This is a genomic window from Yoonia vestfoldensis SKA53 (genome assembly GCF_000152785.1).
In the GTDB taxonomy this organism is placed as follows: Bacteria; Pseudomonadota; Alphaproteobacteria; order Rhodobacterales; family Rhodobacteraceae; genus Yoonia; species Yoonia vestfoldensis_A.
The window spans coordinates 1,030,126-1,053,300 of the sequence record NZ_CH672414.1; the positions used below are offsets into that span (position 1 = coordinate 1,030,126).

Here is a 23,175-nt window from a genome sequence, read left to right on the forward strand (position 1 = left end):
CAGCGCGATACGTCCCACAATGAAAAATTGAATATTACCGTGAATACCTATATGCGCGGGTAGTTAGTAAAATGATGGTGGAAGCGGTGACCAACGGCTTGAAGCGCTTAGCGGATCTGCGACAGCTTCTATTGGATATGGAGCGCGATTTTGGGCTAGACGGCCTCCCAGAGCAGGAGACCCGCTTGCTCTATGCAGTGGCTATTCAAACACGTACGAAATCAGAGGTTTCGCTGGCTGAACTGCAAGCGCATCCTTTGACGACTGACATATCGCGCAGTACCTTTTTCCGTGCACTCAAACATCTGGCAGAGTGTGGTTACATCGAAAAAACTAGTGTTGAAAAGCGCGCAGGCTACAAGCTTTTAAAGTAGCGGACTTTCTTATAATGAGCGCGGCAACAGGCGACACAGGATCCCTCGCGAACATACCAACGCGCGAAACGGCGGGTCAGAGCAGTTTACACAGAAGTATCGCAATTTTTCAGAGACACCCAGCGCCCTCCACTCTGAGGCCGCCCATCTTGCGCACATTCTGTGACGGACTGGGTCGAGCTTGAAGAACTCCCGCCTGTTTGCTGCAATCTATACGGATGATCCTCACGGCGTTGAGGTACATATGATGATGCAGGCGCAACTTCACACGCAAATTGACAGGGCGCGACAGCCATGACGCGGCCGATGGTGGTTGCGCGTCACGCCTTGGGCCAAAAGCACATTGCGTTCAAACATAGCGTCAATGTTGCGCATGACGTTGAGCCCGTTCGGCACCAAATAGCGACAACCAAAGCACGCACCGGCCCAAAAGGCGACAAAGTACTGTTGTTGTTTAAGTATTTGGTGCACCCGACTGGATTCGAACCAGTGACCTCTGCCTTCGGAGGGCAGCGCTCTATCCAGCTGAGCTACGGGTGCGGTCACATTTTCTATAGCGACCCCGCTACGGGGTCGCAATGCAAAAACATCAGCTGAACAGATCGTGGCACAGTTCCAACGCGTCGATCAGCACATCGACTTCTTCGACCGTATTATAAAGGCCGAATGACGCGCGGCAGGTCGCCGGCACGCCGATGTGATCCATCAGCGGCATCGCGCAATGCGATCCGGCACGCACCGCCACGCCCTTTTTATCCAGCACAGTGGAAATGTCATGCGCATGCGCGGCACCGTTCAGCGTGAAGGAAAAGATCGCGCCCTTGGTGTCCGACGTGCCTTGCACCTGCACCCAGTTCAGCCCGTCCAGCCGGTCGCGGGCATAATTGCGCAATTGCCGTTCATGTTCGGCGATCTTGTCCATGCCAAGGCCGGTCATGTAATCCAGCGCCACGCCCAGCCCGATCATCTGCACGATGCCGGGTGTGCCTGCCTCGAACATCATCGGCGGGTCATTCCATGTCACGCTGTCGCGCCCGACCTCGCGGATCATGTCGCCGCCCCCCATGAAAGGGCGCATTTCGGCCATCCGTTCGCGGCGCACATAAATCGCGCCGGACCCCGACGGGCCATAGAGTTTATGCCCGGTGATCGCATAGAAATCGCAGCCCAAAGCCTGCACATCCACCGGCATATGCACCGCGGCCTGTGATCCATCGACCAGCACCGGCACGCCCTTGGCATGCGCGCCTGCGGTGATCTTGGCAATATCAACCACGGTGCCCAGCACGTTGGACATATGGGTTACCGCGACCAGCTTGGTTTTCGGGCCGATGGCGTCGATCACCTTTTGCGGGTCCAGATCGCCGCGTGTGTCCACATCGACCCATTTGATCACAACGCCCTGGCGTTCACGCAGGAAATGCCACGGCACAATATTGGCGTGATGTTCCATGATCGACAGCACGATTTCATCGCCCGCTTCCATCCGTGGCATGGCCCAGCCATAGGCGACCATATTGATCCCCTCGGTGGTGCCGGAATTCATGATGATCTCGTCCTCGGACGCCGCATTCAAGAACCTCGCGATGGTGCCGCGCACGGCCTCGTATTTCTCGGTCGCAAGGTTGGATAGGTAATGCAGGCCCCGATGCACGTTGGCATATTCATGGGCATAGGCCTGCGTCACCGCATCGATCACGACCTGCGGTTTCTGCGCCGATGCACCATTGTCCAGATAAACCAATGGCTTGCCATTGACCTGCCGCGACAGGATCGGGAAATCGGCGCGGACTTTTGCGATATCTAGGGTCATATCTGACCTCCGCTTGGGGCGATGCCCAGAACTGTCAGAACGATGCCTGCGATCAGCGCAGTGCCGATCACGGCGAAAATCATCGTGGCAAGGGATTTGCCAAGGCTGTCAAAGCGATGCATCACGTTGACGAAATTGACCATGCAGCGGGTCAGGACCGCCAGCGACACCAGCCCAAAGACCGACGCGATCTGGGGGCTGATCAGCACCAGCAGGACCTGCACGGCCTCAAGCGCGACACTGATCGACTGGAACATGACGATGACGGTCACGCTGTCTTCGACTGTGCCCTGCCCGCCCATCATGCGGCCGACGTGATAGATCGTATAGACCAGCAAAAACAGAAATATGGTGATAATCATGGCATAGCTGAACGGGGTCAGCATCATGCCACCCTGCGCCATCACAGGCATCGGGGATGCGGCCTGCAACAGCGCCAGCATCAGCACGTTCAGCACCGCGACCAGCGCAAGCGCCATCCACATGTTGCCAAGGCCAAGCCGCCAGTCCAGCACCAGCCTTGCGGCTGTGGCCGGATCAATGATCGCCCCCCACAGGGCGCGCGTGGCAGATTGCATCGTGATATTCATGGTCTGCTTTCTGCTTCACGCATTGATTGCACCCAGATGATGGCAAAAGCCGCCAGCCAGAAGGCGCCGACGATATTGGTCTCGATCCCCGGTCCGATGAACCCGCGTGTCATCCCATGCAGCAAGATCGCAGGCGAGGTCGCCAGCATCGTCCAGAACAGGGCGATCCGCGCGCCAAACATCGTGCCTTTGCCGCCCAGAACCCTTGCCACCAGATGTGTGGTACCCGCCAGAAAATACAAGAACAATGGCCAGACCATCAGCCATGCCACAAATTCATAGGCAATCAACCGGTCCAGTGCCGGCACCTCGGCCCCCGGGGCAAGATCGAACCCCGCCGCCAGACGCGACAGGCGCGGCCATTGCGCGATAAAGATCAGAAAACAGGCGATCATCAGATAGGCAATCGCCCGATCCTCCCGCCTGCCCTGATCCAATATGCTGCGCATCACCGCACGCGGCGCGCGCCATGTTCGCACGATGTCGGTGGTGACTGGCATCAGGCCCGCCGCGCCAGCCAGCCTTCCAGCCGGGTCTGCAATTCCTCGGCCAGCGCCTGATCCTCGATTTCGGCCAAGGCTTCGGCAAGGAAAGACAGCGTCAGCAGGTTGCGCGCAGCCTCCATCGGCACACCGCGAGAGCGCAGATAGAACAAAGCCGTCTCGTCAATCGCCCCGGTGGTGGACCCGTGCGAACAGGCCACATCATCGGCATAGATTTCCAGTTCCGGCTTGGCCAGAAACTGGCTGTCGTCATCCAGCAGCAAGGATTGGCTGATCTGATAGCCATCGGTTTTCTGCGCGCCCTGCTTGACCAAGATCTTGCCTTGGAACACGCCAACAGCCCCGTTACGCAGCACCTTTTTGAACACCTGACGGCTTTCGCCGCGCAGCGCATCATGGGTGACGAACACGGTGTCATCATGGTGGAAATCCCCGCCGTCACCGACGCAAGCCCCCGCCACATGGGCCACGGCATCATCGCCACGCATGTCGATCACGCATTCGTTGCGCGTCAACACCCCGTTAAAGGTCAGGGTAAAGGATTTGAACACGGATTCGGCAGCCAATTGCGCGAAACAATGGGTCACGGCACGGCGTTCGTGGTCACTGCCTTGCGCGCGGATATGATGGAACTGGCCAGCATCAGCGATATCCACCTCCAGACAGGTGGACAGGCGCGCGGCACCGGGGCCGGTTTCCAGCAGGGTCAGGCTGGCACCGGCCTCGATCCGGACAAGGTTGTGCAATGTGACATCCGATGTCTCGGATTGGTGCAGATAAACCAGATGCACGGGTTTTTGCACCTTTGCCGTCGCGCGGATCACGATCCCGTCGCTGGCAATCGCGGTGTTCAGCGCCGCCAGCGGGCGTTCCACCGGATGCTGCCCGCGGCTTTCCAGCGTGCCGTACAGATCCTTGGCCCAGTGAATATCGCGCTGCGCGACATCGGCCAGACGGTGGATTTCGATCCCCGCGCCCGCCAGATCATCCGATTGCGCCGCATCAAACACACCGTCCACAAACACCAGCGCGATCCGGTCCACGCCTGCGAACAAAGGCGCTTCGCCATTGTCAAACAAGGCCGCAGGCGGCGCATCCGCCACAATCAGCGATGCAGGATCGGTATAGCGCCAATATTCATCGCGCCGCGTGGGCAGGCCCATCGCCGACAACCGCGCCAGCGCATCGCTGCGCGCCGCCGTGGCCCAAGTCGCCCCCTCGGGCAAGGTGATCCCCGCCAGCCGCGCCAGCGTTGCATCCTGTTTCAGTTTCGCCAAAGCCATCAGGCAGCCCCTGCCAGAATATCGGCATAACCGTTGTTTTCCACCTCGAGCGCCAGTTCCGGCCCGCCCGATTTGATGATTTTGCCATCCGCCAGAATATGCACGAAATCGGGTTTGATATGGTCCAGCAGGCGCTGGTAATGCGTGATCACCAGAAACGACCGGTTTTCAGACCGCAGCGCATTCACACCGTCAGCGACCAGTTTCATCGCATCGACATCCAGACCGGAATCGGTCTCGTCCAGAATGCACATTTTCGGTTCCAGCATCGCCATCTGCAGGATTTCATTGCGCTTTTTCTCGCCGCCCGAAAAGCCGACATTGACGGGGCGTTTGAGCATATCAGCGTCGATCTGCAGATCTTTCGCCTTGGCGCGGACTTCTTTCAGGAAATCTCCCGCACTCAATTCTTCCTCGCCACGCGCTTTGCGCTGCGCATTCACAGCGGTGCGCAAAAAGGTCATATTGCCGACACCGGGGATTTCAACAGGATATTGAAACGCCAAAAACAGGCCGGCTGCGGCGCGTTCTTCGGGCTCCATCTCCAGCAAATCCACACCTTCGAGCATGGCCGAACCCGCCGTGACGGAATAGCCATCCTTGCCAGACAGCACATAAGACAGGGTCGATTTGCCCGACCCGTTCGGGCCCATGATGGCATGCACCTCGCCCGGTTTGATCGACAGCGTCAGACCCTTAAGGATCGTGACATCAGCGTCAGTTTCAAGTTCGGCGTGCAAGTTATTGATTTCAAGCATATTATATTCCTTTATTCACGCGGCGTCAGCCGACCGATCCTTCAAGCGAGATCGCAACCAGCGCCTGTGCTTCCATCGCAAATTCCATCGGCAGGGCCTGCAACACTTCTTTGCAGAACCCGTTGACGACCAAGGCGACGGCTTCTTCCTCGTCCATGCCACGGCTGCGGCAATAAAATAGTTGGTCATCATCCACCTTGGATGTCGTCGCCTCGTGTTCGACCCGCGATGAATTATTCTTGACCTCGATATAAGGCACGGTATGCGCGCCGCATTGATCACCGATCAACAGGCTGTCGCATTGGGTATAATTGCGGCTATTCTTGGCCTTGGGGTGCATCGACACCAGCCCGCGATAGGTGTTCTGCGCCTTGCCAGCGCTGATGCCCTTGGACACGATCCGCGATTTGGTATTCTTGCCCAGATGGACCATCTTGGTGCCGGTATCGGCCTGCTGCATGTTGTTGGCGATGGCGATCGAATAGAATTCACCCTGACTGTCGTCACCGCGCAAAATGCAGCTGGGGTATTTCCATGTGACGGCTGATCCGGTTTCCACTTGGGTCCACATCACCTTGGCCCGGTCACCACGGCAATCGGCGCGTTTGGTGACAAAGTTATAAATCCCGCCCTTGCCGTTTTCATCGCCCGGATACCAGTTCTGCACGGTGGAATATTTCACCTCTGCATCTTCTTCGATGATGATCTCGACCACGGCGGCATGCAATTGCGCGACATCGCGCTTCGGCGCGGTGCAGCCCTCAAGATAAGAGACATAAGACCCCTTATCCGCAATGATCAGCGTGCGTTCAAACTGGCCGGTATTTTCGGCATTGATGCGGAAATAGGTGGACAATTCCATCGGGCAGCGCACGCCGGGCGGAATGTAAACGAACGATCCATCCGAAAACACGGCCGAATTCAGCGTGGCATAATAATTATCCGACTGCGGCACGACCGACCCAAGGTATTTCTTGACCAGTTCGGGATGATCGCGGATCGCCTCGGAAATCGAGCAAAAGATCACGCCGGCCTTTTTCAATTCCGCCTGAAAGGTGGTGCCGACGGAAACGCTGTCAAACACCGCATCCACGGCAACCTTGCGGCCTTCGGCAGGCATGTCTTCGGCGCCTTCAACACCGGCCAAAATAGCCTGTTCCTTCAACGGGATACCCAGCTTGGCATAGGTTGCCAAAAGCTTGGGATCGACATCATCCAAGGATTTCGGCTTAACCGCCATGCTTTTGGGACGGGCATAATAATAAATGTCCTGAAAATCGATCGGCGGATAGCTGACCATCGCCCAGGTCGGCTCATTCATCTTTTCCCAGCGCGTGAACGCCTGCAGGCGCCATTCGGTCATCCATTCGGGTTCTTCGTTCTTAGACGAAATCAGCCGCACGATATCAGGGTTTACGCCTTTGGGGGCGTAATCCATCTCGATCTCGGTTTCCCAGCCGTATTTATAATTGCCCGACAGGGCCGTGACCGCATCGACCGTGTCCTGATCGACGCCTTCTTTTACTTCGATCTTGTCCAAAGCTGTCATCTTCTTCCCCTCATGCCGCGCGCAGACGCGCCCGTTTTTCTGTCCAGGCCTGCACAAAGCGCAAAACCTGATCTTCTGTTGTCTCAAGCCCCAATGACACCCGCAGCGCACCAGCTGCAGCATCGTCATCCAGACCCAGCGCGCGCAAAACGCGGCTTTGTTTTACCTTGCCCGACGAACAGGCCGATCCCGCCGAAACAGCGTATCCCGCCAAGTCCATCGCCATGACCTGCGTTTCACCCTTCCAGCCCGATGTCACAAAACAGCTGGTGTTGGGAAGACGTGGCAGGTCTTTCCCGACAAAAATAGTGTTCTTTTCCGCAGCCTCAATGCCCATTTCTAGAATATTTCTAAACTGGGCGATTTGTTCCCAGCGGCCTGCTGCCAGATCGGCCTGTGCCGCCGCCACCGCAGCGCCCAGACCCGCGATGCCGATCACGTTCTCGGTGCCTGACCGGCGGCCCATCTCTTGGCCACCGCCCCTAAGCTGCGCATTCAGGTCATGGCCGCGCGGCAGGATCAAGGCACCAACCCCCTTGGGGCCACCGAATTTATGCGCCGACAAAAACACCATCTGCACGCCCGCCCAATCATAGGAAAACGGCACGCGACCAAAACCTTGGGTAATATCGGACACCGCCAGCCCTGCGGGCAGGTCCTGCACGATCCCCGTTTCGGAATTGGCCAGCTGCACCGTGCTGCGCGCCGCATCCACGACCTGCACCCGGCCCGCCAGCACCGGCAGCACCGGATCGACCCAGGCATGGACCGCATCATGCTCGACCAAGCTGGCCTGCAACCCGCGTCCGGCCAGCGCCAATGCCGCGGCCTCGGTCGCACCCGAGGTAAAGACAATATCGGCCGTCCCTGCCCCGACAGCCGCGGCAATCTGCGCGCGCGCACGCTCCACAATAGCTTTGGCAGCACGGCCTTCGGCATGCACGCTTGACGGATTGCCCACCGCATCCATCGCCGCAATCATCGCGGCGCGCGCCTCGGCCCGCACAGGCGTTGTGGCATTATGATCCAGATAGACCCTCATCGCGTCACGCGCGCCCAACTATCCCGGCAAGGCCCCGGATCACATCCGGGGCGCGGGCTGCCCCCCTGACAGCGCTCAATCTTCATCGACGATCTCGAACAAGGCCGGCACGGCCGGACAAGGGGCCAGCGAATTGCTGACGACATCCGACAGGCGCGCCTGATGCAGGAACACATAAACATGCGCGCTTAACCCTTCCCACAACCGGTTGGTCAGTGATTGCGCGCGACTGCCTGAGGCCCCGCCCGACGCCCCCGCCCCCTTGTGCATCGCCGATACGGTTTCATCCACAGCGCCCAAAATCTCAGCCACGCGAATCTCGGACGCGGGGCGCGACAGACGATACCCACCGCCCGGCCCGCGCACGGAATCAACTAGCCCGGAGCGGCGCAGCTTGACGAACAATTGTTCCAGATACGGCAAGGATATATCCTGCCGCTTCGATATCTCGGTCAAATTAACCAACGCATCGGCGGGCTGCAGGGCCAAATCAGCCAACGCAACCATCGCATAACGGCCTTTGGTGCTCAACTTCATGCGCGCGCGCCCCGTTCCATGCCAGCAAATACATTGACGGCGCACGGCTGCGTCATTACTTCACCGTGAACCAGACTTGGGTTAACCCATAGTTTAGAATCCTTCTAAGGTGCCTGATAGTTTTCGTCAAGATTGCTGTCGCCACCCAACCAGCGACGGAACACCGCCATGCCCGAAGTCATTTTCCCCGGACCCGAAGGGCGCCTTGAAGGGCGCTATCATCCGCAAAAGGACCGTGACGCCCCGATCGCCATCGTCCTGCATCCGCATCCGCAATTTGGCGGCACGATGAACAACCGCGTGGTTTATAACCTGCATTACGCTTTCTATAACCTCGGTTTCACCGTGCTGCGGTTCAATTTCCGCGGTGTCGGGCGCAGCCAGGGCGAATATGACCAGGGCGTGGGCGAATTGTCCGATGCGGCATCGGCGCTGGATTATCTGCAAGCGATGAACAACAATGCCAAACATTGCTGGGTCGCAGGGTTTTCCTTTGGTGCCTGGATCGGGATGCAGCTTTTAATGCGGCGGCCCGAAATCACCGGCTTCATCTCGGTCAGCCCGCCTGCGAATATGTATGATTTCAGCTTTCTGGCACCCTGCCCGGCCTCTGGCCTCGTCATCAACGGCAGCAGCGACCGGGTCGCGCCGCCGCAAGACACCGTCAATCTGGTCAACAAACTGCATGAACAAAAGGGCATCACCGTCACCCATGACGAAGTCGCCGGTGCTGGCCATTTCTTTGAAGACCCGCATATGGACCCGATGATCGACACGGTGAAAACCTATGTCCGGCGGCGTCTGACCGAAAACACGCGTTAGGCAATGGCCAACACGCCTCTGGACAAGCGTAGCGCTGCACCAGCCGACCGGATCGCAGCGCAACTGGCCTTTCTGACCGAGGCGTGCAAACTGAAATCCGTGCTGCGCGCCACAACGCTGTGCGATGGCTCACGGCGCGAAAACAGCGGCGAACACAGCTGGCATATCGCGCTTTACGCGCTGGTGCTGGGCGATCAGGCACAGGCGGATGTGAACATCGACCGCGTGATCCGGATGCTGTTGATCCACGATCTGGTGGAAATCGACGCAGGCGACATGCCGGTCCACGGCACGCATGACGCGGCGGCACAGGCGCAGATCGAACAGATCGCCGCTCGCCGCATCTTCGGTTTGCTGCCGCCCGATCAGGCACAGGATTTCCGCGCGCTCTGGGACGAATTCGAAGCGGCAGAAACCCCCGATGCGATCTTTGCCAAATCCATCGACCGCGTGCAGCCGGTGATCGCGAACCTTGAAACCGGCGGCGGCACATGGCCTGCCTATGGCGTCACCGCCGCCCAGCTTGAAACCCGCGTCGGGGCAAAGGTCGCGCGCGGCGCGCCCGCCCTATGGTCCGCGCTCAAACACCGGATCGATGCCTGGTTCGCCGCACGGGCCTCATCGTTGGAGTAAAAATATCCCGGGGTCCGCGGCTGGCCCCGGTCCATGTGGGCAACAAATCGCCAAGGCCCCTATACAAACAGCACAAGCAGGCGTAGGGCGCGTGGTTTACACTGCCCCAGAAAGCACCCGATTGATGACGACGATGATCCCGACCCTTGCTGCCGCCCTGTCCGCCCAAGGCTATACCGACCTCACACCCGTGCAGGTGGCGGTGACAGATGCAGCAGTTGCCGATCAGGATCTGCTGGTCTCGGCACAGACCGGATCGGGCAAGACGGTGGGCTTTGGCCTGGCCATCGGCCCGACCATCCTGCCCGAAGACGGGCTATTCGGCCCCGCAGGCCGCCCGCTGGCCTTGGTCATCGCGCCAACGCGTGAACTGGCCTTGCAGGTCAAACGCGAATTGCAATGGCTGTATGCCGGCACCGGCGCTGTGCTGGCCTCTTGCGTCGGCGGCATGGATTTCCGCGATGAGAAACGCAGCCTGGAACGCGGCGCGCAGATTGTCGTCGCCACGCCGGGGCGGTTGCGCGACCATATCATGCGCAACACGATCGATCTGTCCGACATCAAGGCCGTCATCCTCGATGAAGCTGACGAGATGCTGGATCTGGGCTTCCGCGAAGATCTCGAATTTATCCTCGACCAAGCCCCGCCCAGCCGCCGTACCTTGATGTTCTCGGCCACCGTACCTGCGGCTATCGCGAAACTGGCGCAATCTTATCAAAAGAACGCCGTACGCGTGGCCTCGACCTCCAAGGAAAGCCAGCACAGCGACATCGAATACCGGGCCCTGACCGTGGCCAACCACGATATCGACGCGGCCATCATCAACGTGCTGCGGTTCTACGACGCCCCCAATGCCATCGTCTTTGCCAATACCCGTGCCATGGTGACCCGCCTGACCACGCGGCTGGCCAATCGCGGTTTCGCCACAGTGGCGCTGTCGGGCGAGCTGAGCCAGACCGAGCGCACCCATGCCCTGCAAGCGATGCGTGACGGGCGTGCGCGGGTTTGTGTGGCCACCGACGTGGCCGCGCGCGGTATCGACCTGCCAAACCTTGAACTGGTGATCCACGCCGAATTGCCGACCAATGCCGAAATCCTGCTGCACCGGTCCGGGCGCACAGGCCGCGCCGGTCGCAAGGGCATTTCCGCGATGATCGTGCCTGCGAAAATGAAACGGCGCGCGCAGAACCTGCTGACATGGGGCAAGCTGCAGGCGACGTGGGCGCTGCCACCCACCGCCGATGAAGTCACCGCAAAAGACGAAGACCGCCTGCTGACCGATCCGGTCTGGTCGGAAACCTTTACCGACAGCGAACAGGAATTCGCCGCGCGCCTGCTGGCGCAACATGCGCCCGAAAAAATCGCCGCCGCCTATCTGCGCCTTTACGCAGGCAAACAATCCGCGCCAGAGGAACTGAGCGACTACAAGGACGGCCCCGCCGCCCCCGACCGCAAAGGCGATCCCGACCGCCCCCCGCGCGACCACAAATCCTTTGGGCCCTCGCGCTGGTTCCGCGTCGATGTGGGCCGCGACGGCAAGGCCGAGGCACGCTGGCTCTTGCCGATGATCTGCAAGGCCGGTGGCATCACGAAAACCGAAATCGGCGCGATCCGCATCCAGCCCGATGAAACCTTTGTCGAAATCTCCGAACCGGCCGTGGCAGGTTTTCTTGCCGCCATCGGCCCCGATATGGTGCTGGAAAATCAGGCAAAATTGTCTGCCATCGACGGCGCGCCACAGATCGGTGACCGCGGCCCGCGCACAACAAAGCGCGATTATGATACCCCCAAACCACGCCGCCACGCGCCGCAGGGTCAGGATGCGCCGCCACCATCCGCACAGGCCGATATCGCCCCGATCCAGCCGATCCCCGGTGCCGCAGACGACGATCAGGCCCGCAAACCGCGCCACAAGCCGGGTCAGAAACCCGAACGCCGCGACCACGGCGATGCGCTGGTGGCCTATGGCGCCAAGCCCGCCTATAAAGGCAAATCCGACAAGCCGCCCTATAAGGACAAATCCGACGACAAACCCGCTTGGAAAGGCAAATCCGACAGCAAGCCCCCCTATAAGGCCAAGTCGGATGACAAGCCTGCCTATAAAGGCAAATCGGACGGTAAACCCGCCTACAAGGGCAAATCGGATGATAAACCTGCGTGGAAAGGCAAATCCGACAGCAAGCCTGACGGCAAACCCGCCTGGAAAGGCAAGCCTGATGACAAAAAACCCGGCGGTTTCGCCCGCGCGGGCAAGCCGTCTTTTGGCAAGCCATCCTTTGCCAAGCCTGATGGCAAGCCACGCCCTTCGGCCACCGACACGACCAAGCGGTTCACCCCGCCCGGTGGTGCTGCCAAACCGCGCAAACCGGCAGGCAAAGCCGGCATGACTGGCCCCAAGCGCGGCAAGCCTTAATATTTCAGGGTGCGACGAGAACGGCGCGCTTGGTCGGGCGGGATGGTGAAAATCACCCTTCCGGCTGCAAAAGCGCAAACAAGCAGCAGCGACGGACCACCCAGATCGCCCATCGTCGCACAAACCCGGTGTCATGGATTTTTGCCAGCATCTGACACCGCTGGCGTTCTTTCGCGCGCGCGTTAAACTCGTGCCATGCCAGCGCTAGAGACAATCCGCAATATTGGTCCCGCTGTTGCCGCGTCACTGCGCGCGGCGGGCATCATGGATTCACAAACCCTGCAGGCAATCGGCGCGGATGCGGCTTATGCGCGCCTGCTTGCAAATGGTGCGCGGCCGCATTTCATTGCCTATTACGTTCTGCATATGGCACTGCAAGGCAGACCATGGAACGATTGCAAAGGTGCCGAAAAAGACGCGTTGCGCGCACAATTCGACAACTTGAAAGCGCGCTATTGCGACAGCGGCCAAAGCGAGCTGGAAAAGATGCTGAACCAGATCGGCGTGGTGCCGGCACAAAAAAAGCCGCCCGCGTGATGCGGACGGCCCGTAGGTCGGGGTTCACCCCGACCTGACCCGGCGAACGCCGACTTATCCGACGAGTTCGAGACCCGAAAAGAAGAAAGCGATTTCTTCGGCAGCCGTTTCCGGCGCATCCGACCCATGGACCGAGTTTTCGCCGATCGAAAGCGCGAATTCCTTGCGGATCGTGCCGGGGGCTGCATCGGCAGGGTTGGTGGCACCCATCACTTCGCGGTTCTTGGCAATGGCGTCTTCACCTTCCAAAACCTGCACAACGATAGGTTCGGAAATCATGAATTCACACAGCTCGCCAAAGAATGGCCGGTCTTTGTGAACGCCGTAAAATTGCTGCGCCTGTGCCAGTGTCAGGTGAATCCGCTTGGACGCGACAATGCGCAGGCCTGCTTCTTCGAATTTGGCAACAATCGCACCGGTCAGGTTACGCTTGGTCGCATCGGGTTTGATAATCGAGAATGTGCGCTGGATCGCCATTTTTCAGTGTCTTTCATGGTTTGGGTTGAACTGCCTGCCCACTAGCATGCGCGCCATGGCATGAAAAGGGTCGCATCCGCAGCGATAGATCATTTCCCCCGATTGACCCCGCCCTTGGGATCAGGCAAGGCAAGCGCATGTTGAAAATCTCCGATCTTACCTATTCCGTTGAAGGCCGCACATTGGTCGAAAACGCGACTGTCACCATTCCCACCGGCCACAAGGTCGGCCTTGTGGGGCGCAACGGGTCGGGCAAGACCACCCTGTTCCGCATTATCCGCGGCGAAATGGTGCTGGACACCGGCAGCGTCAGTATTCCCAAAGGCTGGAAAATCGGCGGCGTGTCCCAAGAAGTTCCCGGCAATGAAGTGTCATTGATCGACACCGTGCTGCGCGCTGATACCGAACGCGAGGCGCTGTTGGCCGAGGCCGAAACCGCCACCGACCCGTCGCGCATCGCCGAAGTGCAGACGCGTCTGGCCGATATTGACGCCTGGTCGGCAGAGGCCCGCGCCGCCACGATCCTCAAAGGTCTGGGGTTCACCCATGAAGAACAACAAATGCCCTGTTCGGCCTTTTCGGGCGGTTGGCGGATGCGGGTGGCTTTGGCCGCCGTCTTGTTCAGCGAACCTGATCTGCTCTTGTTGGACGAACCGACAAACTATCTCGATCTCGAAGGCGCGCTCTGGCTCGAAGCTTATCTCGTCAAATACCCCCACACCGTGCTGATCGTCAGCCACGACCGCGAATTGTTGAACCGGTCGGTCGGCGGCATCCTGCATCTGGAAGAAAAGGGGCTGATCTATTACACCGGCACCTATGACATGTTCGCCAAACAGCGCGCCGAAAAACGCGCGTTGATGGCCTCTGCCGCCAAGAAACAAGACGCCAAGCGCGCGCATCTGCAGGCCTTTGTGGACCGGTTCAAGGCCAAGGCGTCTAAGGCCAAACAGGCACAAAGCCGCGTCAAGATGCTGGAAAAGATGGAAACCATCCGCGCCCCCGAAGACGCCGCGCGCACCGTTTTCACCTTTCCCGAACCCGAAGAATTGTCGCCCCCCATCATCGCCACCGAAGGGGCCGCGGTGGGGTATGGCAACACAATCGTGCTGCATGACCTGAACCTGCGCATCGATCAGGACGACCGGATCGCCCTGCTGGGCCGCAACGGCGAAGGCAAATCCACCCTGTCGAAAATGCTGTCGGGGCGGCTTGATGTCGCGCGCGGCAAGATGGTGACATCGAACAAGCTGCGCATCGGGTTTTTCGCCCAGCATCAGGTCGATGAACTTTACGTCGATGAAACCCCACTCCAGCATCTGATGCGCGAACGCGCCAGTGAAGGACAGGCGCGGTTGCGCGCACGTCTGGCGGGGTTCGGCCTTGGTGCCGATCAGGCCGAAACAGAGGTCGGGCGCCTGTCAGGCGGGCAAAAGGCGCGTCTGTCGCTGCTCTTGGCGACCCTGCCCGCGCCACATCTGTTGATCTTGGACGAGCCGACCAACCACCTTGATATCGAAAGCCGCGAGGCGCTGGTCGAGGCGCTGACCGCCTATTCCGGCGCTGTGATCCTTGTCAGTCACGACATGCATCTGTTGTCGATGGTGGCCGACCGGCTGTGGCTGGTCAAGGGCGGCCATGTCACGTCCTATGACGACGATCTGGAGGCGTATCGCCGCCTGCTTTTGACGCCCGACAAGCCCGCCGAAAAGGACAAGCCCAAGGCCAAAGCCGCGCCCAAACCCACGCGCGACGAAATCCTCGCGCTGCGCGCTGATGTGCGCAAGAACGAAGAGCGTGTGACCAAGATCAACGAAATGCGCGACAAACTGGCCAAGAAACTGGCCGATCCCGCGCTTTACGAAGACACAAAGGCAGGCGAGCTGGCCACCTGGAACAAGAAATACGCCGAAGTGATGGACGGTCTGAACCGGGCCGAGGCGATGTGGATGGCCAGCCTTGAAAAGCTGGAAAAAGCGCAAAACGCATGACCGAACTGCCCGCCCTCATCGCGGCCTTCACCACGATGTTCATCATCATGGACCCCCCCGGTCTGGTGCCTGTGTTCATCGCGCTGACCCAAGGCATGAGCGCCGAACAACGCCGCGCCATCGCCGTGCGCGCCTGTATCGTGGCAGGCGTGCTGATGATCCTGTTCTTGTTCGTGGGCGAGGCGGTGCTGGGCTTTATCGGCATTTCAATGGATGCATTCCGCATTGCGGGCGGTATCCTGCTCTTTCTGACAGCGCTTGATATGCTGTTCCAGCGCAGACAGGCGCGGCGCGCGGATAATGCCGCCGAAGGTCAGGCCGAACATCAGGATGATCCGTCGGTCTTTCCGCTGGCGCTGCCCTTGATCGTGGGACCGGGGGCGATCACGACGATCATCCTGCTGGCTGGCAATGCCACATCCGCCGCCGATTTCGGCGCGATTGCAGGTGTGCTGATGGCGGTGCTGCTGATCACCTTTCTGGCCTTTCTGGTCGCCCCCACGATCGAACGGGCCTTGGGCAAGACCGGATTGAACATCGTCACCCGTGTCTTGGGCATGTTGCTGGCGGCTTTGGCGGTGCAATTCGTGCTGGACGGGCTGCGGGGCTTTGGTATCGGCGGATAAGCCCTATATGGTGCAGCATGACCACTGACCAGATCATGCAACTGACCTATCTTGTGCTGCTGGGGGCCGCCATCGGCGGGTCTGCCATCGTCGCGGGGCGCAACAACCTTGGCCGGATGGCACAACAGGCCGCGATCTGGGTGCTGATTTTCATTGGCGTGATAGGGGCTTACGGGCTGTGGGGCGACATCAGCCAGAACGTCACTCCGCGCCAGACCGCCCTGTCCGATGGCCGCATCGCCATGCCGCGCGGTACGGGCGGGCATTATTTCGTTGAAATCGCCGTGAACGACACACCGGTGCGCTTCATCGTCGATACCGGTGCCAGCCATGTCGTGCTGTCCGAACGCGACGCACGGCGCGTTGGCATTGATCCCGCAACACTGACCTATTCGGGCATGGCGATCACGGCCAATGGCGCTGTGCGCACTGCCCCCGTCACATTGGACACAATGACATTGGGCGGTATCACCGACGGCCCGGTACGGGCCGTCGTCAACGGCGGCGACATGCAAGACAGCCTGCTGGGCATGTCCTATCTGGGCCTTTATGACCGGATCGAGATTTCCGACGGCACGATGGTGCTGACAAGATGATCCGCGCGCTGACCCTGATCTTGCTGCTGGCCGCCTGCGCCCCCGCGCCACAATTGCCCAAAGATTTCGACGCAAGCTTTCCGTTTTAAAAACTTTCAAGCCTCCAGCGGGGATATTTGAACTCGGAAGATGCAAAAAAAATCCACATCTTCTTATTTCCAAAAATACTCATCTTCCTCCGCGACTTGATCTTAGATCAAGTCAGGAAAAGGGGCAAAGCCCCTATCCACCCGCACTGCGCGCGTCACGTTCCGCCTTCTTGACCCAGCGCCCATCCTCTTGCGCCCAATATTGTGCGGCGATGCCTGCATCGGTCAGGGTTTTCCATTGCAGGCGCGCCTGCGCCTTGGCGTGTTCGGCGCTGTCGAACAGGATGCAGGCGCGCGCAAGCAGCAACGCCTCCTCTGCGCTCACCGCCGCACCACCCACCGCCATCACGCAGGCGAAACCAGCGGCAGGCAGATCGCCCAGCAGGATCGGTTGATCCGCGTCATGCGGCCCGCCTGCCAGCCCGTGCGGCAGGAAATGATCGACCGGCCCCTGCCAGAGCGCCGCGTCCAGCTGCGCTAGCAGCGCGGGATCCGTGCCGCGCACCAGAACCCGCCAGCCCTGCCCGCGCGCCTTGTCCAACAGCATCGGCAGGGTCGTTTCCAGCGGCGCGCCTTGCAATTCGTAGAAAAAGACCGCGCCCATCTAAGCCTCGAAATTGTCCGCGATCAGCCGGTTCAGCGCCATGACGCCCCAGCCGGTCGCCCCCGCAGGGGCCAGTGCGGTTTCGGATTTCACATGCGCCACCCCGGCGATGTCCAGATGGCACCATGGCACGTCATCCTTGACAAAGCGTTGCAGAAATTGCGCCGCTGTGATCGCCCCCGCATACCGCCCACCCACGTTTTTCATATCCGCGATCTGCGATTTGATCAGCGCGTCATAGGGTTTGGCCAAGGGCATCCGCCATGCGCCTTCGCCTTCGGCCTCGGCGGCACGCAAAAACTGGGCGCAAAGCGCGTCATCATTTGAAAACAGCCCTGCATTTTCATGCCCCAAAGCCACCAGAATAGCGCCGGTCAGCGTGGCGAGATCGATCATCGCGCAGGGTTTGAACTTGTCTTGCGCATACCATAGCACATCGGCCAGAACGAGCCGCCCTTCTGCATCGGTGTTGATAATCTCGACACTATCGCCTTTCATGGACCGCACCACATCGCCCGGCCGCGTGGCTGATCCTGACGGCATGTTTTCCACCAGCCCCACGAGGCCCACGACATTGGCGCGCGCCTTGCGCAGGGCCAGCGTCCGCATCACGCCTGCCACAACACCTGCGCCGCCCATATCCATGGTCATTTCTTCCATGCCGGCGGCAGGTTTGATGCTGATCCCGCCGGTGTCGAACACGACGCCCTTGCCCACCAACGCAAAAGGCGCATCGCCTGCCTTGCCGCCGTTCCACGACATCACCACCACCTTGGACGGGCTGTCCGATCCCTGCCCCACGGCCAAGAGCGTGCGCATCCCGAGCCGGACCAGATCCGGCTCCTCCAGGATCTCGACATCAAGCCCTAATTCCTGCATCGCCGTCAGCCGTGCGGCGAAATCATCGGTCGTCAGCACATTGGCGGGCTCATTGGTCAGATCACGGGTAAAGAACACGCCTTCGGCGATCGCGGCCATCGGGGCTGCGGTTTTTGCCACGGATTCGGGATCGGCGACCATGAAACACACTTTGCAGGGGGCGGGCTTGTCGCCGGTTTTATGCGTGTCGAAATGATAGCCGCGCAACGCCAGCCCAAGTGCAATATCGGCCGCGCGCGGCGTTGTGCCGGCCAGCACGGTCAGATCCTGCCCGTTCTGCGCCTTGGCCAGCTGCGCGCCGGCCTTGCGCGCCTCGGCCACCGAGGGGCGGCGCGCCAGCTTGACCACGCAAAGCGCATCGGCTGCCAGCCCCGCCGGATAGCTGATCACGGCCAGATCGCCCGCCGCCATCTTGGTGAACCTGTCGCTGTGGATCAGGCGGTCCAGCGCCTTGCGCGTCAGGCTGTTGAGCTTGCGCCCGGCTGTATCCATCCGGCCATCCATATCCACGAAAACGGCGATCTTGCCCGCCGCCGTGGCGATCTGGTCAAGGTCGGTATCGGCAAATCGGATTTCTGCGGGGATGGGCATGGCGGCTCCTGTCGGGTGATGTGATCAGCGATACCTAGCCCGCAGGCCCGCCAAAGGCCAGTTAGCTGTTCAACCCGGCTCCGGCTTAGGCTAGTTTGCCGCAAGGGCAGAGCAAGAGGATCCAGCGTTTGGCACGATTTGACAGGTATATGCTGTCCCAGCTGATCATGCTGTGCGGATTTTTCGGACTGGTGCTGGTGCTGGTCTATTCGATCAACCGCGCGGTGTTGCTGTTTGACCAATTGATCGCGGATGGCCAATCGGCGGGGGTCTTTGTCGAATTTACCGCGCTGACGCTGCCATCGGTGATCCGGCTGGCGCTGCCTTTGGCGGCTTTTGCCGCCGCGATCTATGTCACCAACCGGATGACCAACGACAGCGAATTGGTCGTGGTGCAGGCGACGGGCTATTCGCTGTTCCGCATCGCGCGGCCGGTGTTGTATTTCGGGCTGATCGTGGCGCTGCTGATGTCCTTGCTGATGCATTTTCTGGTCCCGCGCAGCGCCGCGCAACTGGCCCTGCGCCAGACCGAAATCGCGCGCAACGTCACCGCCCGCCTGCTGACGCCCGGCACATTCACCGAACCGATCGCGGGTGTGACCTTTTACATCCGCGACCTGAGCCCCGACGGTGAATTGTTCGACCTGTTTTTGTCCGATACCCGCGGGATCGAGGACCAAGTCACCTATACTGCGTCGCGGGCCTTTCTGGTGCGCGAGGCGCAGGAAACCCAGCTGGTGATGATCGACGGCATGGTCCAGACCCTGCGTCTGGCCGACCAGCGGCTGTTCACCACACGCTTTGCCGAATTCTCTTATAATGTCGGGGGCTTGCTGGCCCCTGTGACACAGGCGGGGCGGCGGGCATCGCATCTGTCCACTTGGGAGCTGTTGCACCCGACACCCGCGCTTGTCGCCGAAACCGGAAGTTCCGCAGCGCGCATGATCGCGGACGGGCATGACAGGTTCAGCCAATCATTGCTGGGCATGGTGGCGGCGCTGATCGGTTTTGCCACGCTGATGGTGGGCAGCTATAGCCGGTTTGGTGTCTGGCGGCAGATCGTGGCGGCGATTGCGCTGATTGTGGTGGTCAAGGCGCTGGAAACCGCCGGGCTGAACGCAGCACGCGCCGATGCGCAGCTGTGGTTTCTGACCTATCTGCCCGGTGCCGGCGGGTTGGTCATCGTGTGGTGTTTGTTGTTCTGGGCCAGCCGGCCCTATCTGTTCAAGCGCCGCCCCAGCGCAGGGGTGCCCGCATGATCCTGCACCGCTACTTCGCGCGCCGGTTCCTGATGACCTTTCTGGGGGTGCTGGCGGTATTTTTTCTGATCATGCTGTTTCTTGATCTTGTCGAACAATCGCGCCGCTATGCCAGTGCCGAAGCGGGGTTGCGCGACCTGCTGACGCTGACGCTGCTGAATATCCCGCGTGCGATTTACGAAATCCTGCCGCTGATCATGATCCTTGCGGCGATCGGGCTGTTTTTGGGGCTGGCACGGTCATCGGAATTGGTGGTGACACGCGCAGCAGGGCGTTCGGCGCTACGCGCCATATTGGCACCTTTGGCGGTGGGGCTGTTGATCGGGATCGTTGCGGTTGCAGTGCTGAACCCCATCGTGGCGGCGACATCCAAAGAATACGAGGCCCGCGGCGGCGCCTTGCGCGGCAATGCCTCGGCCCTGTCGATCGGGTCATCCGGCTTGTGGCTGCGCCAGGGCGCCAGTGACGAACAAACCGTGATCCGCGCGGCAGGGGCCAATCTGGACGGCACGGTTCTGACCGACGTGACATTCCTGACCTTTACGCCCGATGTCGGGCCTGCGCGGCGCGTCAATGCCGCCTCGGCGGTGCTGACAGATGGTGCTTGGGTGCTGCGCAATGCCAAGGTCTGGACCTTCGGTGGCACCCTGACGCCAGAAGCAGGGGCCGTCACACAAGCCACAATGCGTATCGCGTCAACGCTGACACCCGACCAGATCCGCGACAGTTTCGGCACGCCCTCGTCGATCCCGATCTGGCAATTGCCCGCCTTTATCGACCGGCTGCGCGAGGCGGGTTTTTCCGCGCAGCGCCATCTGGTCTGGCTGCATAGTGAAATCGCACAGCCGGTATTCCTGATGGCGATGGTGATGATCGGGGCCAGTTTCACGATCCGCCACCAGCGCGGCGGGCGCACAGGGCTGGCGGTGATGACAGCCATCTTGCTGGCCTTTGTGATCTATTTTATCCGCAATTTCGCGCAGGTGCTGGGCGAGAACGGGCAATTGCCCGCCGCCTTGGCCGCATGGGCGCCACCGCTGGCGGCGATGGCGCTGTCGCTTGGCATCTTGCTGCATAACGAGGACGGCTGATGCGCTGGCTGGTCCTGATCCTGCTGCTGCTGCCGCAGGTGGCGCGCGCACAGAACGTGGCAACGCTGGTCGCGGATCATGTCACGCTATCGGCCGATGACCGGCTGATCGCCAGCGGCAATGTCGTGGCGTTTTTCGATGGCACCCGGCTGCGCGCCAGCCAGATCATCTATGACCGCAGCGCCGACCGGCTGATCATCACTGGCCCGATCACCTTGCAGGATGCGGCGGGCGATGTGCTGACCGCTGACAGTGGCGATCTGGACCCACGGCTGGAAAACGGCATCTTGCTGGGGGCGCGGATCGTGCTGGACCAGCAATTGCAACTGGCCGCCAACCAGATCGACCGGCGCGACGGGCGGTATTTGCAACTCTATCGCAGCACGGCGTCATCCTGCCGGGTCTGTGGCACCCGCGCGCCTTTGTGGGAAATCCGCGCTGAAAAGGTGACGCATGACACGCTGGAACAACAGCTATATTTCGAAAACGCCACCTTTCTTGTGCGCGGCCTGCCCTTGTTCTGGCTGCCCGCCATGCGCCTACCCGATCCGACACTGGACCGCGCGACGGGGTTCTTGATACCGCGCCAGCGCAGCACCAGCCAATTGGGCACCGGGATCAAGCTGCCCTATTTCATCACGCTGGGCGATCATGCCGATATGACCCTGTCGCCTTATGTCTCGGCGCAGACGCGCACAATGGAACTGGAACTGCGCCGCGCCTTTGCCAGCGGATCAGTGACGGTTCGCGGTGCGGTCAGCGATGACACGTTGCAAGACGATCTGCGGTCTTATCTGTTCGCCACTGGCTCGTTCAGCCTGCCCGACAACTACAAGCTGCAATTCAATGTCGAAACCGTGTCCGACAAAGCCTATCTGCTGGATTACGATTATGACGACAAAGACCGGCTGGAAAGCGGGCTGAGCCTTGTGCGCGTCACCAACACCAGTCTGAACGAATTGCGGTTCAGCTATTTCCAGACCCTGCGCGAGGTTGAAACCAACGCATCGCTGCCGCCGATCATCGGCGAGGTGCGGCGCGAGGCCCGCATGCAGCCCGGTTTTGGCGGCACGCTGAGCTATGCGACCAGCATCGATACCGCCTATCGCCCCGATACCACCGATGGCAGCGCGGGGCGTGATGTGACCCGCGCGGGCGGGCGCGCGGATTGGCGGCGCGACGTGATCTTGCCGGGCGGGTTTGTGGCCACGGCACAGACCGGCCTGCGCGGCGATATCTATCAGGTGCGCGACGACAGCGCCTATCCCGGCACCGATCTGCGCCTTGTGCCCAGCGGCTTGGCCACCTTGCGCTGGCCGCTCGCGCGGCAGGTGGGGGCGCGGCAGCGGGTGGCGCGGCATCTGATCGAACCCACGCTGACGCTCAGCTGGGCCGCGGTTCATGGCGCATCCCCCCCCAACGAGGACAGCACCCGCAGCGAATTTGACCCCGCCAACCTGTTCGATCGCAGCCGTTTCACCGGGCAGGACGCGGTCGAAACCGGCACCCAATTGGCTGCAGGGCTGACATGGACACGGCTGGGACCGGCGGGCGGCGCGTCGTCGCTAACCTTCGGGCGGGTGTTTCGCGACCGCGCGCAGCCGGATTTCACGCCCTCCTCTGGTCTGGACGGCACGGATTCGGATTGGCTGGTGTCGGGGCAATATACGACAGCGGGCGGGTTCTTGATCGAATTGCGCGGGCTGTTCGACGACGATATCGAAACCACCCGCACCGATGGCCGCGCCCGCTGGAGCAACGAGCGTCTTGCCGTCGGGGCGACCTATATCTGGCAGGGACGCGATCAGGCCGAAAACCGGTTTGACACGATTTCGGAATGGACGCTGGATAGCGGTTTCCAGCTGACCGAGACGCTGCGGATGTCGGCGGATGCGCGCTATAACGTGGCGGCTGACCGGCCGGTGCAGGCAGGCTTGGGTTTCACTTGGCAAAACGAATGTGTGACCCTCGCGGTTTCCGCCTCGCGCCGGTACACGGCATCCACTAGTGTTGATCCGACCACCACTTTTGGGCTAGTCGGATCATTGTCGGGGTTTTCCACCGGTCGGTCCGCCAAAGGCCCCGCCGCCCAATGCCGGCAATGACAAGAAAAGAGGA

General features: G+C 60.6%; 23 protein-coding genes and 1 tRNA gene. 12 read left to right on the top strand and 12 right to left on the bottom strand.

What is annotated here, in order from left to right:
* The first annotated feature begins 71 nt into the window (after nucleotides 1-71).
* Nucleotides 72-374, top strand: coding sequence for a MarR family transcriptional regulator (locus SKA53_RS05005; protein ID WP_007204983.1), 303 nt, complete (start codon nucleotides 72-74; stop codon nucleotides 372-374).
* A gap of 463 nt (nucleotides 375-837) precedes the next feature.
* Here SKA53_RS05005 and SKA53_RS05010 read toward each other — a convergent pair.
* The 9 genes from SKA53_RS05010 to SKA53_RS05050 form a co-directional block, all read right to left on the bottom strand.
* Nucleotides 838-914 (bottom strand) — tRNA-Arg (locus SKA53_RS05010).
* Nucleotides 915-963: 49 nt separating this feature from the next.
* A complete protein-coding gene (locus SKA53_RS05015) occupies nucleotides 964-2,187 on the bottom strand; it encodes a cysteine desulfurase (RefSeq protein ID WP_007204985.1) in 1,224 nt (407 codons plus the stop codon).
* Nucleotides 2,184-2,777, bottom strand: a complete 594-nt coding sequence (locus SKA53_RS05020) for a YIP1 family protein (protein WP_007204986.1) — start codon at nucleotides 2,775-2,777, stop codon at nucleotides 2,184-2,186. Before SKA53_RS05020 ends, SKA53_RS05015 begins: the two co-directional genes overlap by 4 nt.
* Nucleotides 2,774-3,277 carry a hypothetical protein gene (locus tag SKA53_RS05025; RefSeq protein WP_007204987.1) on the bottom strand — a complete coding sequence of 168 codons (504 nt, stop codon included), beginning with the start codon at nucleotides 3,275-3,277 and terminating at the stop codon, nucleotides 2,774-2,776. The genes SKA53_RS05020 and SKA53_RS05025 overlap by 4 nt, the downstream gene beginning before the upstream one ends.
* Entirely contained in the window at nucleotides 3,277-4,563 is a 1,287-nt protein-coding gene (locus SKA53_RS05030) for a SufB/SufD family protein (RefSeq protein ID WP_007204988.1), read from the bottom strand. The genes SKA53_RS05025 and SKA53_RS05030 overlap by 1 nt, the downstream gene beginning before the upstream one ends.
* Nucleotides 4,563-5,321: a Fe-S cluster assembly ATPase SufC gene (gene sufC, locus SKA53_RS05035; protein ID WP_007204989.1), complete on the bottom strand. Its 759-nt coding sequence runs from the start codon at nucleotides 5,319-5,321 to the stop codon at nucleotides 4,563-4,565. The genes SKA53_RS05030 and sufC overlap by 1 nt, the downstream gene beginning before the upstream one ends.
* Nucleotides 5,322-5,346: 25 nt before the next feature.
* On the bottom strand, nucleotides 5,347-6,870 hold the full coding sequence (gene sufB / locus SKA53_RS05040) for a Fe-S cluster assembly protein SufB (protein WP_007204990.1): 1,524 nt from the start codon (nucleotides 6,868-6,870) through the stop codon (nucleotides 5,347-5,349).
* 10 nt (nucleotides 6,871-6,880) lie between these two features.
* Nucleotides 6,881-7,912, bottom strand: a complete 1,032-nt coding sequence (locus tag SKA53_RS05045) for a cysteine desulfurase family protein (RefSeq protein ID WP_007204991.1) — start codon at nucleotides 7,910-7,912, stop codon at nucleotides 6,881-6,883.
* A 75-nt stretch (nucleotides 7,913-7,987) separates the two neighbouring features.
* On the bottom strand, nucleotides 7,988-8,449 hold the full coding sequence (locus tag SKA53_RS05050) for an Rrf2 family transcriptional regulator (protein ID WP_007204992.1): 462 nt from the start codon (nucleotides 8,447-8,449) through the stop codon (nucleotides 7,988-7,990).
* A 168-nt stretch (nucleotides 8,450-8,617) separates the two neighbouring features.
* Between SKA53_RS05050 and SKA53_RS05055 the strand changes: the two genes are divergently transcribed.
* The 4 genes from SKA53_RS05055 to SKA53_RS05070 all read left to right on the top strand — a co-directional run bounded on the left by SKA53_RS05055 (nucleotide 8,618) and on the right by SKA53_RS05070 (nucleotide 12,854).
* Nucleotides 8,618-9,271 carry an alpha/beta hydrolase gene (locus SKA53_RS05055; RefSeq protein ID WP_007204993.1) on the top strand — a complete coding sequence of 218 codons (654 nt, stop codon included), beginning with the start codon at nucleotides 8,618-8,620 and terminating at the stop codon, nucleotides 9,269-9,271.
* A 3-nt stretch (nucleotides 9,272-9,274) separates the two neighbouring features.
* Nucleotides 9,275-9,904: an HD domain-containing protein gene (locus tag SKA53_RS05060; RefSeq protein ID WP_007204994.1), complete on the top strand. Its 630-nt coding sequence runs from the start codon at nucleotides 9,275-9,277 to the stop codon at nucleotides 9,902-9,904.
* 133 nt (nucleotides 9,905-10,037) lie between these two features.
* Nucleotides 10,038-12,317, top strand: coding sequence for a DEAD/DEAH box helicase (locus SKA53_RS05065; protein WP_040483140.1), 2,280 nt, complete (start codon nucleotides 10,038-10,040; stop codon nucleotides 12,315-12,317).
* A 195-nt stretch (nucleotides 12,318-12,512) separates the two neighbouring features.
* Nucleotides 12,513-12,854: a TfoX/Sxy family DNA transformation protein gene (locus SKA53_RS05070; protein WP_007204996.1), complete on the top strand. Its 342-nt coding sequence runs from the start codon at nucleotides 12,513-12,515 to the stop codon at nucleotides 12,852-12,854.
* Nucleotides 12,855-12,908: 54 nt separating this feature from the next.
* On the opposite strand, the gene ndk is transcribed toward SKA53_RS05070, so the two are convergent.
* Nucleotides 12,909-13,331, bottom strand: a complete 423-nt coding sequence (ndk, locus tag SKA53_RS05075) for a nucleoside-diphosphate kinase (RefSeq protein ID WP_007204997.1) — start codon at nucleotides 13,329-13,331, stop codon at nucleotides 12,909-12,911.
* A gap of 137 nt (nucleotides 13,332-13,468) precedes the next feature.
* On the opposite strand from ndk, the gene SKA53_RS05080 reads away from it, so the two are divergent.
* The 4 genes from SKA53_RS05080 to SKA53_RS05095 are packed head-to-tail and all read left to right on the top strand — an operon-like array spanning nucleotide 13,469 to nucleotide 16,633.
* Entirely contained in the window at nucleotides 13,469-15,322 is a 1,854-nt protein-coding gene (locus SKA53_RS05080) for an ABC-F family ATP-binding cassette domain-containing protein (protein ID WP_007204998.1), read from the top strand.
* On the top strand, nucleotides 15,319-15,948 hold the full coding sequence (locus tag SKA53_RS05085) for a MarC family protein (RefSeq protein ID WP_007204999.1): 630 nt from the start codon (nucleotides 15,319-15,321) through the stop codon (nucleotides 15,946-15,948). The genes SKA53_RS05080 and SKA53_RS05085 overlap by 4 nt, the downstream gene beginning before the upstream one ends.
* Before the next feature lie 17 nt (nucleotides 15,949-15,965).
* Nucleotides 15,966-16,544, top strand: a complete 579-nt coding sequence (locus tag SKA53_RS05090; protein WP_007205000.1) for a retropepsin-like aspartic protease family protein — start codon at nucleotides 15,966-15,968, stop codon at nucleotides 16,542-16,544.
* Entirely contained in the window at nucleotides 16,541-16,633 is a 93-nt protein-coding gene (locus tag SKA53_RS05095) for a hypothetical protein (protein ID WP_007205001.1), read from the top strand. Before SKA53_RS05090 ends, SKA53_RS05095 begins: the two co-directional genes overlap by 4 nt.
* Before the next feature lie 133 nt (nucleotides 16,634-16,766).
* Here SKA53_RS05095 and SKA53_RS05100 read toward each other — a convergent pair whose 3' ends face one another.
* Nucleotides 16,767-17,237, bottom strand: a complete 471-nt coding sequence (locus SKA53_RS05100; RefSeq protein WP_007205002.1) for a DNA polymerase III subunit chi — start codon at nucleotides 17,235-17,237, stop codon at nucleotides 16,767-16,769.
* Nucleotides 17,238-18,707, bottom strand: a complete 1,470-nt coding sequence (locus SKA53_RS05105) for a leucyl aminopeptidase (RefSeq protein ID WP_007205003.1) — start codon at nucleotides 18,705-18,707, stop codon at nucleotides 17,238-17,240. It abuts the gene before it with no gap.
* Nucleotides 18,708-18,856: 149 nt separating this feature from the next.
* Here SKA53_RS05105 and SKA53_RS05110 point away from each other — a divergent pair, with 149 nt between their 5' ends.
* From SKA53_RS05110 to SKA53_RS05120, 3 genes are read left to right on the top strand one after another with little or no spacing between them, the layout of a single operon-like run.
* Nucleotides 18,857-19,966 (top strand): LptF/LptG family permease, encoded by a 1,110-nt coding sequence (locus SKA53_RS05110; protein WP_007205004.1) that lies wholly within the window; start codon nucleotides 18,857-18,859, stop codon nucleotides 19,964-19,966.
* The gene (gene lptG, locus SKA53_RS05115; protein ID WP_007205005.1) at nucleotides 19,963-21,057 is read left to right on the top strand and encodes an LPS export ABC transporter permease LptG; all 1,095 of its coding nucleotides are present in this window, start codon (nucleotides 19,963-19,965) and stop codon (nucleotides 21,055-21,057) included. Before SKA53_RS05110 ends, lptG begins: the two co-directional genes overlap by 4 nt.
* A complete protein-coding gene (locus SKA53_RS05120) occupies nucleotides 21,057-23,162 on the top strand; it encodes an LPS-assembly protein LptD (protein WP_007205006.1) in 2,106 nt (701 codons plus the stop codon). The genes lptG and SKA53_RS05120 overlap by 1 nt, the downstream gene beginning before the upstream one ends.
* Nucleotides 23,163-23,175 lie beyond the last annotated feature (13 nt).

Bases quoted from the DNA above. Each gene is read 5' to 3' on its own strand.
- SKA53_RS05065 (WP_040483140.1), top strand. From the start codon at position 10,038: ATGATCCCGACCCTTGCTGCCGCCCTGTCCGCCCAAGGCTATACCGAC.
- SKA53_RS05105 (WP_007205003.1), bottom strand. From the start codon at position 18,707: ATGCCCATCCCCGCAGAAATCCGATTTGCCGATACCGACCTTGACCAG.
- SKA53_RS05055 (WP_007204993.1), top strand. From the start codon at position 8,618: ATGCCCGAAGTCATTTTCCCCGGACCCGAAGGGCGCCTTGAAGGGCGC.
- SKA53_RS05020 (WP_007204986.1), bottom strand. From the start codon at position 2,777: ATGAATATCACGATGCAATCTGCCACGCGCGCCCTGTGGGGGGCGATC.
- ndk (WP_007204997.1), bottom strand. From the start codon at position 13,331: ATGGCGATCCAGCGCACATTCTCGATTATCAAACCCGATGCGACCAAG.
- sufB (WP_007204990.1), bottom strand. From the start codon at position 6,870: ATGACAGCTTTGGACAAGATCGAAGTAAAAGAAGGCGTCGATCAGGAC.
- SKA53_RS05095 (WP_007205001.1), top strand. From the start codon at position 16,541: ATGATCCGCGCGCTGACCCTGATCTTGCTGCTGGCCGCCTGCGCCCCC.
- lptG (WP_007205005.1), top strand. From the start codon at position 19,963: ATGATCCTGCACCGCTACTTCGCGCGCCGGTTCCTGATGACCTTTCTG.
- SKA53_RS05030 (WP_007204988.1), bottom strand. From the start codon at position 4,563: ATGGCTTTGGCGAAACTGAAACAGGATGCAACGCTGGCGCGGCTGGCG.
- SKA53_RS05025 (WP_007204987.1), bottom strand. From the start codon at position 3,277: ATGCCAGTCACCACCGACATCGTGCGAACATGGCGCGCGCCGCGTGCG.
- SKA53_RS05070 (WP_007204996.1), top strand. From the start codon at position 12,513: ATGCCAGCGCTAGAGACAATCCGCAATATTGGTCCCGCTGTTGCCGCG.
- SKA53_RS05085 (WP_007204999.1), top strand. From the start codon at position 15,319: ATGACCGAACTGCCCGCCCTCATCGCGGCCTTCACCACGATGTTCATC.
- SKA53_RS05005 (WP_007204983.1), top strand. From the start codon at position 72: ATGATGGTGGAAGCGGTGACCAACGGCTTGAAGCGCTTAGCGGATCTG.
- SKA53_RS05110 (WP_007205004.1), top strand. From the start codon at position 18,857: ATGCTGTCCCAGCTGATCATGCTGTGCGGATTTTTCGGACTGGTGCTG.
- sufC (WP_007204989.1), bottom strand. From the start codon at position 5,321: ATGCTTGAAATCAATAACTTGCACGCCGAACTTGAAACTGACGCTGAT.
- SKA53_RS05050 (WP_007204992.1), bottom strand. From the start codon at position 8,449: ATGAAGTTGAGCACCAAAGGCCGTTATGCGATGGTTGCGTTGGCTGAT.
- SKA53_RS05080 (WP_007204998.1), top strand. From the start codon at position 13,469: ATGTTGAAAATCTCCGATCTTACCTATTCCGTTGAAGGCCGCACATTG.
- SKA53_RS05045 (WP_007204991.1), bottom strand. From the start codon at position 7,912: ATGAGGGTCTATCTGGATCATAATGCCACAACGCCTGTGCGGGCCGAG.
- SKA53_RS05090 (WP_007205000.1), top strand. From the start codon at position 15,966: ATGACCACTGACCAGATCATGCAACTGACCTATCTTGTGCTGCTGGGG.
- SKA53_RS05120 (WP_007205006.1), top strand. From the start codon at position 21,057: ATGCGCTGGCTGGTCCTGATCCTGCTGCTGCTGCCGCAGGTGGCGCGC.
- SKA53_RS05060 (WP_007204994.1), top strand. From the start codon at position 9,275: ATGGCCAACACGCCTCTGGACAAGCGTAGCGCTGCACCAGCCGACCGG.
- SKA53_RS05015 (WP_007204985.1), bottom strand. From the start codon at position 2,187: ATGACCCTAGATATCGCAAAAGTCCGCGCCGATTTCCCGATCCTGTCG.
- SKA53_RS05100 (WP_007205002.1), bottom strand. From the start codon at position 17,237: ATGGGCGCGGTCTTTTTCTACGAATTGCAAGGCGCGCCGCTGGAAACG.